The 16,186-nt window shown below is 67.3% G+C and carries 13 protein-coding genes; 4 read left to right on the top strand and 9 right to left on the bottom strand.

All coding sequences use genetic code 11. The features are described from left to right. Positions 1–35 precede the first annotated feature (35 nt). Complete coding sequence (locus C486_RS09680) at positions 36–1,169, top strand: citrate synthase (protein ID WP_008455588.1); 1,134 nt, start codon at positions 36–38, stop codon at positions 1,167–1,169. Positions 1,170–1,231: 62 nt separating this feature from the next. Here C486_RS09680 and C486_RS09675 read toward each other — a convergent pair whose 3' ends face one another. The 9 genes from C486_RS09675 to C486_RS09635 all read right to left on the bottom strand — a co-directional run bounded on the left by C486_RS09675 (position 1,232) and on the right by C486_RS09635 (position 12,553). Beyond that, entirely contained in the window at positions 1,232–1,579 is a 348-nt protein-coding gene (locus tag C486_RS09675) for a four-helix bundle copper-binding protein (protein ID WP_008455585.1), read from the bottom strand. Positions 1,580–1,666: 87 nt separating this feature from the next. After that, a complete protein-coding gene (locus tag C486_RS09670) occupies positions 1,667–2,788 on the bottom strand; it encodes an AAA family ATPase (protein WP_008455583.1) in 1,122 nt (373 codons plus the stop codon). 81 nt (positions 2,789–2,869) lie between these two features. After that, on the bottom strand, positions 2,870–4,318 hold the full coding sequence (locus C486_RS09665; protein WP_008455581.1) for a DUF7519 family protein: 1,449 nt from the start codon (positions 4,316–4,318) through the stop codon (positions 2,870–2,872). Beyond that, complete coding sequence (locus tag C486_RS09660; protein WP_008455580.1) at positions 4,319–5,770, bottom strand: DUF58 domain-containing protein; 1,452 nt, start codon at positions 5,768–5,770, stop codon at positions 4,319–4,321. It lies immediately after the preceding gene. Then, positions 5,767–6,630: a DUF7269 family protein gene (locus C486_RS09655; RefSeq protein ID WP_008455577.1), complete on the bottom strand. Its 864-nt coding sequence runs from the start codon at positions 6,628–6,630 to the stop codon at positions 5,767–5,769. The genes C486_RS09660 and C486_RS09655 overlap by 4 nt, the downstream gene beginning before the upstream one ends. Then, the gene (locus tag C486_RS09650; protein WP_008455575.1) at positions 6,627–9,053 is read right to left on the bottom strand and encodes a DUF4129 domain-containing protein; all 2,427 of its coding nucleotides are present in this window, start codon (positions 9,051–9,053) and stop codon (positions 6,627–6,629) included. Before C486_RS09650 ends, C486_RS09655 begins: the two co-directional genes overlap by 4 nt. 175 nt (positions 9,054–9,228) lie before the next feature. Beyond that, positions 9,229–9,513, bottom strand: a complete 285-nt coding sequence (gene hisE, locus C486_RS09645; protein ID WP_008455573.1) for a phosphoribosyl-ATP diphosphatase — start codon at positions 9,511–9,513, stop codon at positions 9,229–9,231. After that, entirely contained in the window at positions 9,514–9,981 is a 468-nt protein-coding gene (locus C486_RS09640) for a bifunctional nuclease family protein (RefSeq protein WP_049910358.1), read from the bottom strand. It abuts the gene before it with no gap. A gap of 121 nt (positions 9,982–10,102) precedes the next feature. Next, entirely contained in the window at positions 10,103–12,553 is a 2,451-nt protein-coding gene (locus tag C486_RS09635; protein ID WP_008455570.1) for an AAA family ATPase, read from the bottom strand. Between the two features lie 108 nt (positions 12,554–12,661). Here C486_RS09635 and C486_RS22295 point away from each other — a divergent pair, with 108 nt between their 5' ends. From C486_RS22295 to C486_RS22290, 3 genes are all read left to right on the top strand, one after another. Continuing rightward, complete coding sequence (locus tag C486_RS22295) at positions 12,662–13,762, top strand: eCIS core domain-containing protein (RefSeq protein WP_008455568.1); 1,101 nt, start codon at positions 12,662–12,664, stop codon at positions 13,760–13,762. Positions 13,763–13,764: 2 nt separating this feature from the next. Further along, complete coding sequence (locus C486_RS09625; protein ID WP_049910356.1) at positions 13,765–14,799, top strand: hypothetical protein; 1,035 nt, start codon at positions 13,765–13,767, stop codon at positions 14,797–14,799. Between the two features lie 178 nt (positions 14,800–14,977). Beyond that, positions 14,978–15,835, top strand: a complete 858-nt coding sequence (locus C486_RS22290; protein WP_241432488.1) for an eCIS core domain-containing protein — start codon at positions 14,978–14,980, stop codon at positions 15,833–15,835. Positions 15,836–16,186 lie beyond the last annotated feature (351 nt).

The raw sequence follows: 16,186 nt of genomic DNA, 5'->3' as shown, positions 1-16,186 counted from the left end.
CGAGAGCTTACATTACCCTGGGACGTCGATCGCGTATGGTCCGTTCGGAACTACATCAGGGTCTCGAGGGGGTTACCGTCGCGGAAACGAGCTGCAGCCGTGTCGACGGGGAGGCCGGTGAACTGCTCATCGGCGGGGTTCCAGTCGAAGCGCTCGCGGCCAACGCGACCTACGAGGAAAGCGTTTTTCTCCTGTTCGAGGATCGGCTGCCGACGGCCGACGAACTCGCCGATTTCCGTGCCGACCTTGCGACCCGGCGCGACATCCATGCGGACGTTCGCGCCGTGCTTCGTCGCGCCGCCGAGGAGGAAGCATCCGCGATGGATGCGCTTCGAATGGGTACTGCGGCGGCGACCCTCGGAACCGAGGACTGCTCGCAGACGGCGACCGCCCGGCGCGTCGTCGCCGTGTTCCCCACGATCGTCGCGACCTATTGGCGTTACCGACAGGGTGAAGAGCCGATCGATCCGCGCACGGACCTCGGCCACGCCGCGAACTACCTGTACATGCTCACCGGCGAGGAGCCAAACGAGGCTGACGTTCGGGGACTCGAGACGTACCTCAATACCGTTATCGACCACGGCGTCAACGCCTCGACGTTCACCGCCCGAACCGTCGTCTCGACCGAATCGGACCTCGTCTCGGCGGCGACCGCCGCGGTCGGCTCGCTCAAGGGGCCGCTCCACGGCGGCGCGCCCGGGCCCGTCCTCGACATGCTGCGAACCGTCCATGAGCGCGGCGATCCCGAGGCGTACGTCCGCGAGAAACTCGCGGCGGGGGAGCGGCTGATGGGCTTCGGTCACCGCGTCTATCGCGTGCGGGACCCCCGAGCCGCGGTACTCTCGTCGGCAGCGGAACGGCTGTACGCGGCATCGGGGGACGACGATTTCTTCGAGACCGTCCGGGCGTTCGAATCGGTTGCCGTCGACGCGCTCGCGGAGCACAGCACCGATCGCCGCCTCGAGACGAACGTCGAGTTCTACACCGCCGCGTTGCTCGACGGCATCGGGATTCCACAGGCGCTGTTCACGGCGACGTTCGGCGTCTCGCGGGTTGCCGGCTGGATGGCCCACTGCCGCGAGCAACGCACGGACAATCGGCTTGTTCGGCCGGTCTCGCGGTACGTCGGCGAGACGGATCGGACGTGGACGCCGGTCGGAGACCGATAGAACGGAGTCGGCGGCGCGCCAGCGGTCTCGAGGTCGGCGTCCCGATCGGGCGGTAACCGCGTTCAGGCCGCGGCCATCTCTCGACAGCTTTCCGCACACTTCGGCAACACGTCCGCGCAGGCCTGGCAGTGCTCGTGGTCGTGTTGCTCACACTCCGCGGCACACTCCTCACAGAGGTCCGCACAGAGTTCGCCAAGCTCCCCATGATAGCCCGAGTTGCGAGCCATAAACCGGGCGTGCAGCGAGGCGATGTCCGCCACGTCCCGACAGAGCCGGATGCAGCGAGCCATCTCGTCGCCCTCGCCTGCACAGGCGTCCGCACACCACTCGCAGACCTGTGCGGCCTCGAGGCAGTTGTCGATACACTCCTGCATGTGGTCGTCGGCGTGTTCGAGTTGTTGGAGCGCCATGGCACGGGCACCGACGCCAACAGGAGGCATCAACCTAGCACGGGCGGCTGCAAGCAGCACGCGGCCGCCGGGTTCACGGCGGCCGGCTCACTCGCCGTGCCACGACTCGTCCCGCCGGTCGGCCTCGGTCGCGCCACCGTGCGGGTCCGTCGCGTCGCGGCCGGACGCGGCGTCGGGGCCGTCCCCGTCCGCGGCCGCCGATTCGGTCCCGGAATCGATCATCGGCTCGGGGTCGTCGGGTCCCGGCGCGACCGCCGGCACGTCGACCGCGTTCACCGCGTGACGGACGATGGCGGTCCCGTCGACACCCTCGACAGTCGCCTCGGTCGTGAGCACGATCCGGTGGGCCATCGTCGGTCCTGCGAGCCGCTTGACATCGTCCGGCGTCACGTACGATCGCCCCTCGATCAGCGCCGCGGCCCGGGCCGCCTCGAACACGCGCTGGACGCCGCGGGGCGAGACGCCGATCTCGGCGCGCTGGTCCGCCCGCGTCTGCCGCGCGATCTCGACGATGTAGCGGCGAACCTTCTCGTCGACGGTGACCTCCTCGGCCAGGGCCTGCAGGAGCCGAACCCCGTCCGGACTGGCGACCGGCTCCACGCTCGGCGAGAGCGAGCGGCGGTTCGCCCGGCGCTCGAGCAGCCCCATCTCGCCCTCGAGATCGGGATAGCCGAGCGAGGTTTTGACGCTGAAGCGGTCGCGCTGGGCCTCCGGCAGTCGGAAGGTTCCCTCCTGTTCGATCGGGTTCTGGGTCGCGACGACCAGAAACGGGTCCGGCAGGTCGTAGGTCGTCCCGTCGACGCTGACCTGTCGTTCCTCCATGGCCTCGAGCAGCGCGGCCTGGGTCTTCGGCGGCGCGCGGTTGATCTCGTCGGCGAGGACGACGTTCGTGAACACCGGTCCCGGCGCGAACTCGAACTCGCCGGCTTGTTCGTCGTAGATCGTCGACCCGGTCACGTCAGAGGGTAACAGATCCGGCGTGAACTGGAGCCGCGTGAACTCCAGCCCCATCGCCTCGGCGATCACGCGCGCGGTGACCGTTTTGCCCGTCCCCGGTACGTCCTCGAGCAGGACGTGCCCGCGGGCCAGCGTCGCCGACAGCATGGCGTGGAGGACCTCGCGATCGACGACCGCGGCCTCTTCGATGCGGTCGACGACGCGCCGGACGGTGCGTTCGGCGTCGTCGGCTGTCGCGTTCGTCGCGTCCATACACGACAGTGCAGCTAGATACCCAAGAACCCTCCCCATCGAGGCCCCCAGAGCCGTCCGCGATCGGGCCCGCCGCCGTCACTAGCCGCGCACCGGGAACAACAGGAGCAACGCACCGAGTGCGACGACGACCGCACCGCCGGCCGTGCCCCCGCCCGCGAAGAAGCCGGCGCGGAGCACCTCGAGACCGGTGACGATGACGACGGCACCGATCGCGACGGCGACGGCGACGGTCCCGTGGAACAACTCGAGGCGGCGGGTGTCGGGCAGGTGACCGAGTTCGGCCGTCAGTCCGAGTCCGAACGTCGCGCTGTCCCAGACGAGGATCGCGCCGGCGATACAGGCGAAGACGACGAGCGGATTGGCACGACCCACGCCGATCGCGGCCACGACGAGTCCCGTCGCAGCGACCGCCGGCCCGGTGGCCCGTGCGGGGAGCAGGCCGAGTCCGACGCCGACGGCACCGCCCCCGACGACGAGCAGGAACGCGATCGGTCCAAGCCCCAGCGCGACGACGAGGCCCAGGCCGAGCAGGATGGGGCCGATGGCGACCCCGGTCCCCGCGATGATGAGTGCCAGCCCGAACAACAACGGCAGGGAGAGTCCGACGCCGACGACGGCCACGGCGGTCCGCCGCGTCGTCTGGGCGGCGTCGTCGCGGGTCAGTCGTCGGAGCAGGACGGCGACCGCGCCGGCGAGGAGACTCGCCGCGCCGACGGCGACGAGCGGCCAGACGAGCAGCGGCGAGGACAGCGACGAGAGGAGCCACGCGAGCACCGGGACGCTCGTCACCGTGGTGTCGACGCCCGCCAGTCCGAGAGCACCGAACCCGATGAGGACACCGATCGATCCGACGGCCGTGTACAGCAGGCGTCGTCGGGCGGCGGTGAGTCGTCGCTCGATTGCCGGGCGGCGGTCCCGCGGCGTCACCTGCCGAATCGGGAGCCACCGCATCGACAGCCGAACGACGCCGGCCGTCCCCGCGACGATCAGGAGGAAACCGGTTACGGACGCGACCGGCGTCGAAAACCCGGTTATACTGGTCAGAACTGCCCAGCCGAAGTAGACGACGGCCGTCAGGAACCCCAGCACCACGAGCGAACACAGCATCGAGGCGTAGCTGATCACGCTGCCCGCCGCGGCGGTGCCCAGACCGTCACCGCCGATATCAGCCCAGGCCGCTCCGATCCCGGCGAGCGCGAGCGCACAGCCGCTTGCAGCGATCCCGGCTCGAGCGACGAACGGGGCCGCGAGCACGATCAGCGCGAACGCCGTCCCGAACGTCATCAGGAGCGCGTGGGCCACGACCAAGCTGACGAACCCGTCGCGCTCGAGCAGGCCCACGCCAGCGACGGCCAGCCCGACGATCGGGCCGAGTGTCGGCAACAGCGACGGCTCGCCGATCTCGAAACCGACGACGCCGACGATCGCGACGACGATCAGGCTGGCGAGCCACAGACTCGCCGCCCGTGCGCGCCCCTCGTCGCCGATCGCGGACGGCCGGTCGAGGCGCGGGCCGGCGAGGGACATCTACTCGCCACCTCCCCATCGCTGCGAGCCGTCGACCGGGTTCGATCCGGCCCTGTCGACAGGGCTGCCGTTCCAACTGGTGTCCCTCCTCCCTTCGCCCCCAGTGCTCGAGATACCGGCGCTGGCCCCGGTCGAGCGGCGACTCGAGAGGCGCGCGTCGACGGCGAAGGCTCGCTCGATGACCACCGGCAGCGGCGTGCCGCGCCGCCAGTCGACCGTGCGCACGCCGGTGGCCTGACAGCGGGCGAGCCGGGTCCGCCGCCGCGTCTGTTCGTACTGGCCGCTGACGGTGTTCGACGGCACGATGTCCGGCGAGAGGAGGACGACCGGCAGCCCCGCGCCCCGCCACGTTTCGACCGCGGCGACGGGCGGGTCGTCGAGAACGGGCGAGAACAGCGCGAGCTGTGCGGTCGTCGGTGTGAGTTCGAGCACCTTCCGGACCTGCCGCTTCGTCCGCCCGCCGACGGCCGCCCGTGGCGTCCTCGAATCGCGGTCGGCCGCGGCGTCGTCCGCGACCCGCCGGAGGAGGTCGAGCGCGCGCGTTCGCTGTGCCGGGCCACTCGCCGGCTCGAGCCAGCGGCAGCCGGCGGGGCCGGGACCGTCCGTCCCGATGACGGCGACGCCGACGTCGTGGCCGTGGTCGAGCAGGTCCGACAGCGCGCGGGTCGCGGCGTACGTTCCGTATTCGACGGCTGTCGGCCGGCCGCGGCCGGCGACGACGCGGTTCGCCGGTCGCGCGTCGACGACCAAGACGACCGTCGCCGACACGTGTCGGTCGTAGGTGACCGTCGCGAGCGTCCCGCGTTTCGCGTAGTGTCGCCAGTCGATGCGGTCGGCGGGATCGTCGCGGTGGTACTCCCGGATCGAGTGAAACGAAAGTCCCGTGCCGGGGTCGTCGGTCGTCAACTTCCCGACCCGCGTCGAGCCGTCCTCCTCGATCGGCGGCGCGTCGGCCGCGAGCCGACAGACGAGCGCCCGATCACCGGACACTGACAGCGTCGTCGTAGCCGTCGCGCTCACGCCAAGCCCGCGGACGCGACACTGGGGCGGTTCGAAGTCGTACTCGCCGTGGCGGGCCACGACCACGTACTCCACGGTGTGGCTGTCACCGGGCTCGAGCGTCGTGCCGGCCCGCGGCGATCCCTCGAGGACGGCGATCGACGCGGGGACGCCGTCGGCGATCCGGAGGTCCGTGATCGTCCGATCGGAGTCGTTGGTCACCTCGAGCGTGACGGTGACCGGCTGGCCCGGCGGCGCAGGGGTCGGCGTCACCGATCTGGTCGCGACGAGGTCGGCGGGCACGCGAACGCGGGAGAACGAGCCCGAGGCGACGAAGACCAGCGGGATGATCGCGCCAAGCAGGAGGACGGGGTTTCCGTCGGCGACGCCGGCGACCGTAAGCGCGATCGTCGCGGCGATAGCCCCGCGCCAGCGCACCCGTCGGTCGATCACGCGTCGGTCACCTCCGGGTCCCCGTCCCGCGGCTCGTCGGGTCGGTCGGCATCGGTTCCGTCTCCGTCGGTTCGCTCCCCGGCCGCCCGATCGCGGTCGTCCCCAACTCGAGGCCGAGCCGGCTGCGGTCCGCGAGCGGTCACTCGCGGCTCGACGGCCCGCTGGAGACGGCCGTCAGCCCCGCGCTGGAGGTCCTCCAGACGCGGTTTGAGCACCGGGACGGTCCGCGGGGCGGTCTGGCCCGGGACCGTCGGCAGGGCATCGTTGGCCGCTTCGGCGACCGCGTTCGTCGCCCGTCGGGCTCGCCGGCGAACGACGCGTTCCGGGTACAACCATGCACGAACGCGTTCGCGGAGCGGCCGCGGCGGCGGCTCGATCTCCGGCGCGAGGACGCTGGCGGCGACCCGATCGTCGGTCCAGCTGCCGTCCGCGAGCGCGTCCGCCGCGTCCGACCGCGGCCGGCCGCCCTGCTCGAGGGCGTCGAGCACTGCCGTCCGGAGCGGGGACCGGACGACCTCGATGCCGTCGTCGACGGTTCCCGAATCGCGGGCCGTCTCGCAGGCCGTCTCGATCACCCCGGCGAAGGCGTCGCTCGAGAGCGCGGGGTCGCGGTCGGTTCGCTCGGGGGCCGGGTTCGCGAACGGTTCGTCGGCCGCCCAGGGCACCGCCGGCGCGTCAGCCGTCGTATCGAGCGATCCACGGACCGTCCAGAGGCCGAGGCCGAGCGCGACGAGCGTGAGCAGGGCGATGAGACCGACGGCGTCACCCGACCTGCTCGGGGTGCCGACGCCGACGATCGTTCCGATCGCGACGAGCGCCACGCCACACAGGGCGACGAGTCGCTGCCGACGCCGGCTCACGGCTCTCCCTCCGTCTCGGGTTCCGACTCGCGGGACGGGTCCGTCGGGGACGCCGACCGGGTCCCGTCCGCGTCTCGTTCGGCCGCCGCCTCGGCTGTCGTTGCCTCCGTCTCGGCCGCTCGAGCGCGTTCGACCGCGTCGTAGGCCTCGGCCGCCCGTTCGCGACGGCTTGCCGAGCGAGGGCGACCGCCGTACTCCACTTCCCGGAAGAGCGTCGTCAGTTCGCGAACCGGCGTTCGCGGATACCCCTTCGAGAGCGCGCGGCGTTCGATCTCTCCGGGAGTACGCGTTCGCCACCGTCCCGGCGCGACCTGGCGTGCGAACGCCCGCCACAGGTCGCGAAACGAGCGCGTCTCGGCCGCCGCGTGATTCGTGTCCGCCGTCGCCGCCGTCTCGGCGGCCGGCTCCGCGTCGCGGTCTCGCGCGTCGGTCTGCGGGGCTTCCCCGCCGGCACGGACCGCCATCACGCCGATGGCAGCGAGCGCTGCGGTGACGAGGACCGCCCCACGGACACCGTCGACGACGTAGCCCCCCGCGATCAGCGGGCCCGCCCCGACTCCCGCCGCGATCGCCCGCAGCGGCAGCGTTCGGACGGTCGCGAGCGCCGCCTTGAGCCCGGTCCGGACGCGTCCCGGAACCGTTCCCAACCAGGCCGCGAACCGTGCCCACAGTCCCCGTCCGGACCGCGGCAGCGATCGGACCCACTCGTGGACAGCCCCGGCCAGCGCGTGCAGCCACTCGAGGAGGACCTCGAGTCGGTCGACGAGTCCCACTCCGAGAGCGACGAGTCGGGCTAGAAGCCGATCCAGCCAGTCACGCGGCGATGGACGGTTGCGGACGCTACGACTGGGCACTCCCCGCCCGGATCGCGACAGGCCGACGCCGAGGCCGAGCAGACAGCCGCCGCCGAGGATGGCGATTCCGGCCCATATCCCATAGAACGCCTCGGCAACGAGTACCGCGGCAAGCCCCGCCGTGCCGCCGAGGACGGCCATCGGCCCGCGTCGGCCGGCGTAGCGATAGGAGAGCACGATCAGTCCGGCGATGATACCCGCGAGGACGAGTGCGGGCCTGCCGTAGGCACCGACGAGCGAGACGCTCGCGGTCTGGCGCTCCGTGCTGACCGTCACCGTCGCGGTCGGATCGAGCGGCACTCCGGTCGCCAGCCGACCGTCGGCGTCCGTCGTCCCCACCGTCTCGCCGTCGACGGTTACCGTGGCACCCGCGACCGGCTCGCCGTTGATCGTCGCTTCGACGGCCCCGGGACTGCCGGGGATCGGCGCGATGCCCGCGGGGGCAAACGCCGCCTCGAGCGACAGGACATCGACCGTCGTCGTCCCCGCGAAGTCACCGCGGGCGACCTCGATCTCGAACGTGTCGGTGCCGTCGTCGGGCACTCTCACTGCGGCCCGCCCGCTCCCGTCCGTCTCTCCGACCGCGGTGCCGTCGACGGAGACGGTCGCCTCGCGCATCGGTACGTCCGCGACCGCTGCGTTGATCGTGATCGTCTCGCCGGGGTACGGTTCGCCGTCAACGTCGATTGCAACCTCACCGTCGACTGCGTAGGACCCGGTGGCGTTCCCCGACGACCCGTCCCGTACGCTCGCCGCGGGGGCGGCCGACGACGCGAGGACGGGCGTGCTCGAGGTCGGCGGAGCCACCGATGGCGTCGACGCCGTCGCGGCCGCCGGCACATCGCGGCGCACACTCGGCACCGCCCCGACCTCGGGTTTTGGCCCACCCGACTCCTGAACGTCGGTACTGGACTGTCGAGCGTCGTCGGAGTGATACCCTGCGCTCCCGGTCGTCGCGGACGAGGGTAGCGACGTCGACGTCCCGGCGCGACACGTCGTGTCGGCTGCCGTCCCGACGCGGATGACCAACTCCTTGACGTACGGCACCTTGCCGGTCACGCGGCCGGCATCGTCCGTCTCCCCGACTCGCCGCTCGTCGAACCACACCGGCGTTTCCGTGAGCGGCTCGCCCTCGTACCGGATCGTCGCTGTGAGCCGGCTCCCGGGGACCGGCTCCCGATCCAGCATGATGACACACTGTGGCTTCCCGTCGGTCTCCGTCGGCGGCTCGACGTCGTCGTTACGATCGAGGTTGAGCCACTCGAGCAGTCGTTGCCAATCGAAACCACCGTCCGGTCCGTCGCCCGGCTCGCCGTCGGCGTTCCCGCCGCCATCGGTCCCGTCGATGTCGGTGTCAGCATCCGGGTTGAAATCGATGTCCGGCACGATGCCGTCCCAGTCGACATCGGCTCCGGGTGTCGAGTCGCTCTCGCCGCCGGTGAGGCCGGGCGCGAGCGCGGCCGTCAGCACGAGCGCGAGCGCCGCCAGCGCGACGAGCGAGCCCTGTCGGTAATCGGCTCCGCCGGACGCGGCATCGTCTGCGTCGTCGGGTGTGGCGTCGTCGGACACGTGGACTCACTCCGTTCGCGGTCGGCGCGATGACCGACCTGTCGATACCGCAACGGGTGAGTATGGAACCTACCCCACAATGAAGGTACACGTTCGCGGCCGGCGGTCGATCGCCCCGGCCAGCAACAGCCGCCCGCTGGTGGGGCTCGATCTCGTCACCGAACCGCGACTCCAGTCAGCGCCGCGCCTCGAGTTCGGCCTCGAGATCCGCCAGTTCCATGTCCTTCATCGCCAACAGGACGAGCAAGTGGTAGACGATGTCGGCGCTCTCGTGGGCGATTTCCTCGCGATCGTCGTCTTTCGCGGCCAACACGAGTTCTGTCGTCTCCTCGCCGAGTTTCTCCAACACTTCGTTCTCGCCTTTCTCGTGGGTGAACAGCGAGGCGGTGTAGGAGTCCTCGGGCAGCCGTTCCTTCCGGTCTTCGATGACGGCGAACAGTTCCTCGAGTACGTCGTCCATCTAGAGCTCACCCGACACGTTGCGGATGTCTTCGAGTTCGTCGAACTTCTCGCTGTCGTCTCGGCTGTCCTCGAAGACATCTTCCGTGATCTCGATCGACGCGTTCGTCCGGGCGGCCAGCGCGAGCGAATCGCTCGGCCGGGCGTCGATGACCGTCTCGCCGCGGGGCGTCTGGAGGTGGATGTCGGCGATGTAGGTGCCGCCCTGCCCGTCGTCGCGCTCCTCGATCCCGGTGACGACGATCCGGTCGATCCGGCTGCCCAGTTCCTCCATGACATCGAGCAGGAGGTCGTGTGTCAAGGGTCGCCCGATGTCCTCGGCCTCGAGACCGCGAGCGATGCTGGTTGCCTCGCTGAATCCGATGAAGATCGGCACGACGTCGCTTTCCCCCTCGACCGCGAGGACGACCACCGGGACCGGTCCTTCGGGAGTCCCCGCGACGCGAACGGCGTCGATGGATGCCTGCATAGCCACATCCTCGGGGGGAAGGGGGAAAACATGTCCGGTCGCGAATGCATGCCCGGCGGGAGCGGCCGCGGCTCCGACGGCCCCGGTTCGCGACGAGGACCGAGCCGAGACCGGTTCGCCCTCACCGGTCCACGACGACATCGCTCTCGCGGACGCGTTCGACGTTGAAGATCCGCCAGAGATCGTCGTCCGGCCGCAGTTCGTAGGATCGCGGCGTTCGATCGCCGTTCAGTTCGCGCTCGAACTCGAGGACGACGCGATCGTGATCGTCGCGGACGCGGTCGATCTCGCCGACGATCGAGATGTCGCCGTGGGCGATCATCGCCAGTTCCTTCTGTGAGAACTCCGGGGCGAGGGTCCGGGAGTGATACAGTTCGTGGGCGCGGTCGCCCTCACCGGCGTCTAACAGTTCGAAAAACCGCCGGACGACGGCCTCCGGCGACCGACCGACTGCCTCTTCGTCGGCAGCGGTCGACTGCTCGTCGGTTCCCGGCCGGTCGTCGACGCTCTGGAGGTGGCGGCGGTACTCGCCGAAGTCGATCGAACGCAGGCGCTGTCCCCGCGCGCCGAACTCCTGCTCGAGCGCCCGGACGACGTGGCGCATCTCGATGCGGCGGCTGTCACCTGCCGCCAAGATCGCGGCCGTCTGGCCGATCTTCCTGATCTGGCCGCCGGTGAGATCGAGCGCCGAGAGGAACTCGTAGTCGAGATCGCCCAGCGGCGCGTCGTCGGGGAAGACACCGGCCCAGATCGCTTCGCGGACGGGCCCTCTCGGACGCGTAAACGTCACCGTATGATCGATCCGGCGCTCGAACGCGGAGTCGATGTTCGACGCGTGATTGGTGGTTAACACGACGACGCCGTCGTAGCTCTCGATTCGCTGGAGCAGGTAGTTAACTTCGACGTTTGCGTAGCGATCGGTGGCGTCGGACACCTCCGCGCGGTCGCCGAAGATCGAGTCGGCCTCGTCGAACAGCAGGATCGCGTTGGATTGATCGGCCGCCTCGAAGATCCGTTCCAAGTTCTCCTCGGTCTCGCCGATGTACTTCGAGACGACACTCGAGAGGTTGATCTTGTAGAGGGCCATCCCGACGTCGTCGGCCAGCACCTCCGCAGCCATCGTCTTCCCGGTCCCCGATTTCCCCTTGAAGAGGGCGACAACGCCAGTGCCGCGAGCGAACTCCTCGGCGAAGCCCCACTCGCTGTAGACGCGGCCCCGGTTCGCGATGTGGTCGCGGATCAGCCGGAGCTGTCGATCGGTCTTCTCCCGGAGCTGGATGTCGTCCCAGTCGCTTGCCGGTTCGATCCGCTGGGCGAGGTCGCCGAGTCCGTCCGCGGACTGGGCGCGACAGCCCTCGTAGACATCCGCGGCGGTAAGGTCGTCGCCGCCCGCCAGTGACCGGGCCGTCGACAGCGCCGCCTCGAGTTGGCTCCGCGTCAACTCGAAGGTCCCCGCCAGCACCGCCGGATCGACAGCCGCGGGCAGTTCGTCCGATCGCTCCGCCCAGAACGCGTTCCGGGTGTCGGTCGAGGGACGGGGGAACTCGAGGAGCGCGTCGATACCGACGGTCGTCCCCGTCGGTCGCCACGCGTCGGTTCCGGTGACGAACAGCGCACACTGGAGGTCGGCAAACCGGTCGAACACCTCCTCGAGCGTGCGATCGGTCCCGCGCTCGAGAAGCCCGTCGGCGTCGGTGAGGTGGACCGTACAGTCCTGTAAGAGTGCCTCACGGTGGAGTCGCTCGAGGACGTCGTCCTCGAGCGCCGCCGACAGCGAGGCGCGAAGCACTCGCCCGTCCGCCAGCGCGTCGATGGCCGCCTCGCACTCGTCGGCGTCCGGCCCGTGAAAGTAGTAGCGGCCGCTGGATTCCGATTCGATACGCTCGAGTCGGTCGCGGAGTGGCGACTCGAGCGGACGGTCCGCGAGCGTCCGATCGGGTGTCGTGAGGGTGGCCACGTGCTCGAGCGCGGGGTCGAGTCCGTCGTGGCCCTCGAGATAGGAACGAATGTGATCTGTGACGACGAGTTCGTGATCGAGCGCGGTCGTTCTGCGGTCATCGGGATCGATGAGTTTCAGAAGGCCGTGCCGTCGAAGCGGTGACTTCGGACCGACGAGTTCCGTGGCGACTGGTCGCTGCTCGTCGGTATGGGCGAATAGCTCGGTAATTAGACCCACCGTCGGCCGAACGACGGTATTCCTGTCGGAGAGCAGCCGATACCGGCGTTTGTAGGACGAGTCAATGTCGGGTGCCAGCGCCAGTAACAGCACGTCGCGGTGAAATTGTGAGAGCGAGAACCGCTCGACGAGGACATGCAAGCGAAGGCGTACATCGTCGGGCGTGTCCTCACGACGTTGGCGGATCTCGTCCGCGTGTGTCGTTGCGTGGTCACGATATGGTTGCGGGATCGTCAACGAGAGGGCCGACGAATCGGAAGTGGTGGCAGTCGACGCGTCGGCTGGGGGACCATCGGAACCGACATCGTCCTCGCGGAGCGCGATCGCGCCGTCAAGGATCGCCCCGATGCGCTCGAGTTGCTCGAAAAGGTGTTGGCGTGTCGTGGAATAGGTCATAACTGGGGTGGTTCGTTTCTCGTTAATTCGTTTTTACGGGAGCAATAGTTGCTTCTATGACCGATACACAATAATTATATGGGTCGGCGCGAATAGATCGGCATATCAATGGGGTTTCGGTCAGAGCGAACGCAGCGGAACCCGACGACGGAGTCCGAGTCAAAGACGGCGACGGTCCCCGACGTGAGTACCGCTCGCGCTGACGACGTGACGGTGGTTTCTCGAGCGACGGAGACGCGGAGCCGCGAGCCGAACACGGGGGTCGCAAACGAGTCGATACCGGACGACGTCGACCTACAAAACGGGCGATCCCTACGCCGTAGCACCGTCGCCGCCCACGACTCGAGTCCGGCCGGGAACACGCAGGTCCCTGACTCCGTCCGGGACGTGATCTCCTCGCGCGGACGCTCACTGGAGACGTCCATCCAGCGGGCGGTCGAAGACCGGATGGGTGATTCACTCGGTGACGTACGGATTCATACCGGGCCAAAGGCTGCACAGGCGTGTGACCAGATCAATGCGCGGGCGTTCACGGTCGGGAATCACGTCGCCTTTAATTCCGGCGAGTACGATCCGTCGTCGCCGGACGGCCAGCACGTACTGGCGCACGAGTTAGCGCACGTGAGACAGCAAACTGGTGGGGCTGTCTCAATGCTCCCGCAGGAGAGTCTGGAGTTAGAGATCGACCCGGATCCACAGTTAGAGCGTGAAGCCGAGGAGACGGCTCAGCGTGTGATGGAAGGTGGTGAGTTGGGGATTCAGCGGTTAGCCGATACTGAGGTGAATATTCAGCGGATTGACAAAACTCGCCGGGACCTCCTCAAAAGAGATGTCTCACTCGACGAGGCCGCAACCGGTCTAGAGGAAGCCGATCTGAATCCTGTGGATATCGATATTGATTCGGACCGAATCAGAGACGCGTACAAGTATGCCGAGTACCTCGCTGCGGCCGGGACGACCACCGGAATCGCACAGACGGTCGCCACGGAATTTAATCTCACCCAGCCCGAAGCGATCGCTGTGACGCTGGCCGTCGGTGGCACGATCCACGTCGGGAAAGACAGACTTCACCGCAACGATTACTACGTCATCTATGAGGTCGGCAAGGCGCTTGGTATCGAGGATCGGGTGCTGACGTTCTTCGAAAAGATGGGTGTTGAACTGTCTGTTAGTACAGACACTGATGCTGGTGAAAGCCGGGAGGAATGAAAATGAATGGAAAAATCACCGGTGAAACTGATGATCTAATTGGTTTAAGCATAATTGACAACAATAACGAGGAGCATGTATTGGATGTCAGAAAAACAGATGGGGAAATAACGGCACATGATCAAGATGCCTACCCATACCAGGCAGCCAAACAATCAAGCAATGAAGCAGTTCATCTCGAACAGACACATACCTATGCAAAATACTACGTTCAGCGCGAGCGTGGCTATCCAACCCTTGAACCGCGCCTAACGCCAGAATGGATTGCACACGCGCTTGGAGCGGTCTTCGCTCTCGACTTCGACGAATTCGCGGAGTACTTTGGGGAGTACGCTCATCAGTATCACAGTTCACTCCGGCCGACCATTGACCCGATCGTCGAGGTTCCCGAGAACGCTGGCGGCGGCATCGTCTTCCGCGCGGATGTCTTCCTGGGACTGGACTTCCAAGAATACCTCGACAACCCCGAGGAGATGGACCCACTCGACCATGTCGAGGGAATTACCGACGATTACGATCTGGTGACGGCGTTGCGGGAGATGGTGACCGAGCGCTTGGATGAAGGCACCGACCCAATCGAGGAAGTCTCGGCGGTGGATGTGCTCTACCAAACGAAAGGACCCGGTGGCACTGTCGATGAGGAGACCGTCGGCGAGCGCTCCCATACGCAGGACCGCCCAGCAGATGCCCAGCTCCAGATGACGCCACCCCAGACGACGCTGGACAATGACCTCTCGACGGAGATCATCCAGGGATTAGTGTTGCACCACTTGACGTGCCAGGTGAGGGACGCATACCTGCGATTGGGCATCGAGCCGCCGGAACCGTTCCGGATTCTGGGTCAGGGCCTCTACGAGCAGACAATCCGCTACCAGCATGCGGACATGTACGAGCCGTACCACCTCACCGACGCCGAGATCGAGGGGTATCGCCAACCAGGCTTCAACACGGGTGCGATCGAGAGTGGCGCACTCACGGGCCCATCGCAGGCGAAAACACTGACTGGACTGATCAAACGTGCGCTGTTCGGTGGATAACGCTCTCCAATTCGCATGTAAGATTGACAGCATGCCAGTCGCTGCAATGGGATCGCTCAAACACACGACGACCTCACTAACGGAGTCGTCCCGGGTGGTCGAATCCAAGCCCCACCCTGCCGACCACATCGTGACCGCGGATCGGTCCTCCGAAGCGTCCCGAGATACCGGTACCGGTATGGACGCACAGGAGCGGGAAAACGCGCTGTCAGTTCGCCGGAGCACCGTCGCCGCTTATCAGGACGGCCCAGCCGGTGAAACAGCCACGCCCGAGAGCGTCCGGAATGTGATTTCTTCGCCCGGGCAGTCGCTCGATGCGTCGATCAAACGCGCGATGGAAGACCGCATGGGCGACACTCTGGGAGATGTCCGGATTCACACCGGTCCGTCAGCAGCGAAAGCCTGTGAGGACATCAACGCTCGCGCGTTCACGGTGGGGAATCACGTCGCGTTCAACACCGGCGAGTACGACCCGTTGTCGCCGGACGGCCAGCACGTACTGGCGCACGAACTCGCACACGTCCGGCAACAGACCGGCGGCGCGGTGTCGATGCTTCCCCAAGAAAACGTCGGCCTCGAGATTGATCCGGACCCGCAGTTAGAGCGGGAGGCCGAGGAGACTGCCCAGCGGGTGCTGGAAGGCGGTGAACTTGGGATTCAGCGGATGGGGCAGACTGATGTGCACGTGCAACGGCACCCGATCTACGGTCCGAGACCGGGTGCCAGTCACGGCGAGACAGTGACGGATGTCGCCGCCCTCGAGGATGACCTCGAGGTCGCCGGAGAAATGTCCAAAGCCGTTGCGAAAACCTTTCTGAAACGATTCATTCCCAACGAAGTCATCGCCGCCTACGATGCAAAGAAGGAGGCCGAAGAACCGTCATTTCAGGACAAACTGCAGAATGCACGGTTCCCCAGCGGATGGGTCAGCGATCTGGGCGACTTCGCCCCACCATCCGAGTGGACGGAAAAATTCCGGCAGGTGGCGGTAAAAGCCGCGAGAGATGAAACTGGATCTGGCGGGACGAAGTTCTAGGTAAATAGTATGAAATCCAAAATTATCGGAGAGGACAACAAAGACATTGGGACCAAAGTTACGGACAACAATGATGTCGTGCATCAAATTGAGATGCATAAAAGCAACGGTGAGATCTACGCTCACGAGCAAGAGGGGTACCCGGACGACCCTGCCGAACGAACGATCGCGGGCAACGAGCACGTCAATCAGGCTCGGCGCTTCGCGAAGTACTGGGTGTACCGCGAGCGTGGGTACGAGACGCTCGAGTGGCGGCACAATCCGAACCGGATTACGGCCGCTGCGATAGCGATCGCACCGCTGGGGGCGGACGCTGCGTCGGAATACCTCGGCGACTTCGCCCAGCAGTTC

The sequence above is a fragment of the Natrinema gari JCM 14663 genome (genome assembly GCF_000337175.1).
GTDB lineage: Archaea > Halobacteriota > Halobacteria > Halobacteriales > Natrialbaceae > Natrinema > Natrinema gari.
The sequence above is the reverse complement of the archived record's forward strand: the minus strand, read 5'-3'. Positions and strand labels throughout refer to the sequence as shown.

What these genes read in the sequence shown, in the direction of transcription:
- C486_RS09680 (WP_008455588.1), top strand. Translation starts at nt 36, where the DNA reads ATGGTCCGTTCGGAACTACATCAGGGTCTCGAGGGGGTTACCGTCGCG.
- C486_RS09675 (WP_008455585.1), bottom strand. Translation starts at nt 1,579, where the DNA reads ATGGCGCTCCAACAACTCGAACACGCCGACGACCACATGCAGGAGTGT.
- C486_RS09670 (WP_008455583.1), bottom strand. Translation starts at nt 2,788, where the DNA reads ATGGACGCGACGAACGCGACAGCCGACGACGCCGAACGCACCGTCCGG.
- C486_RS09665 (WP_008455581.1), bottom strand. Translation starts at nt 4,318, where the DNA reads ATGTCCCTCGCCGGCCCGCGCCTCGACCGGCCGTCCGCGATCGGCGAC.
- hisE (WP_008455573.1), bottom strand. Translation starts at nt 9,513, where the DNA reads ATGGACGACGTACTCGAGGAACTGTTCGCCGTCATCGAAGACCGGAAG.
- C486_RS09640 (WP_049910358.1), bottom strand. Translation starts at nt 9,981, where the DNA reads ATGCAGGCATCCATCGACGCCGTTCGCGTCGCGGGGACTCCCGAAGGA.
- C486_RS09635 (WP_008455570.1), bottom strand. Translation starts at nt 12,553, where the DNA reads ATGACCTATTCCACGACACGCCAACACCTTTTCGAGCAACTCGAGCGC.
- C486_RS22295 (WP_008455568.1), top strand. Translation starts at nt 12,662, where the DNA reads ATGGGGTTTCGGTCAGAGCGAACGCAGCGGAACCCGACGACGGAGTCC.
- C486_RS09625 (WP_049910356.1), top strand. Translation starts at nt 13,765, where the DNA reads ATGAATGGAAAAATCACCGGTGAAACTGATGATCTAATTGGTTTAAGC.
- C486_RS22290 (WP_241432488.1), top strand. Translation starts at nt 14,978, where the DNA reads ATGGACGCACAGGAGCGGGAAAACGCGCTGTCAGTTCGCCGGAGCACC.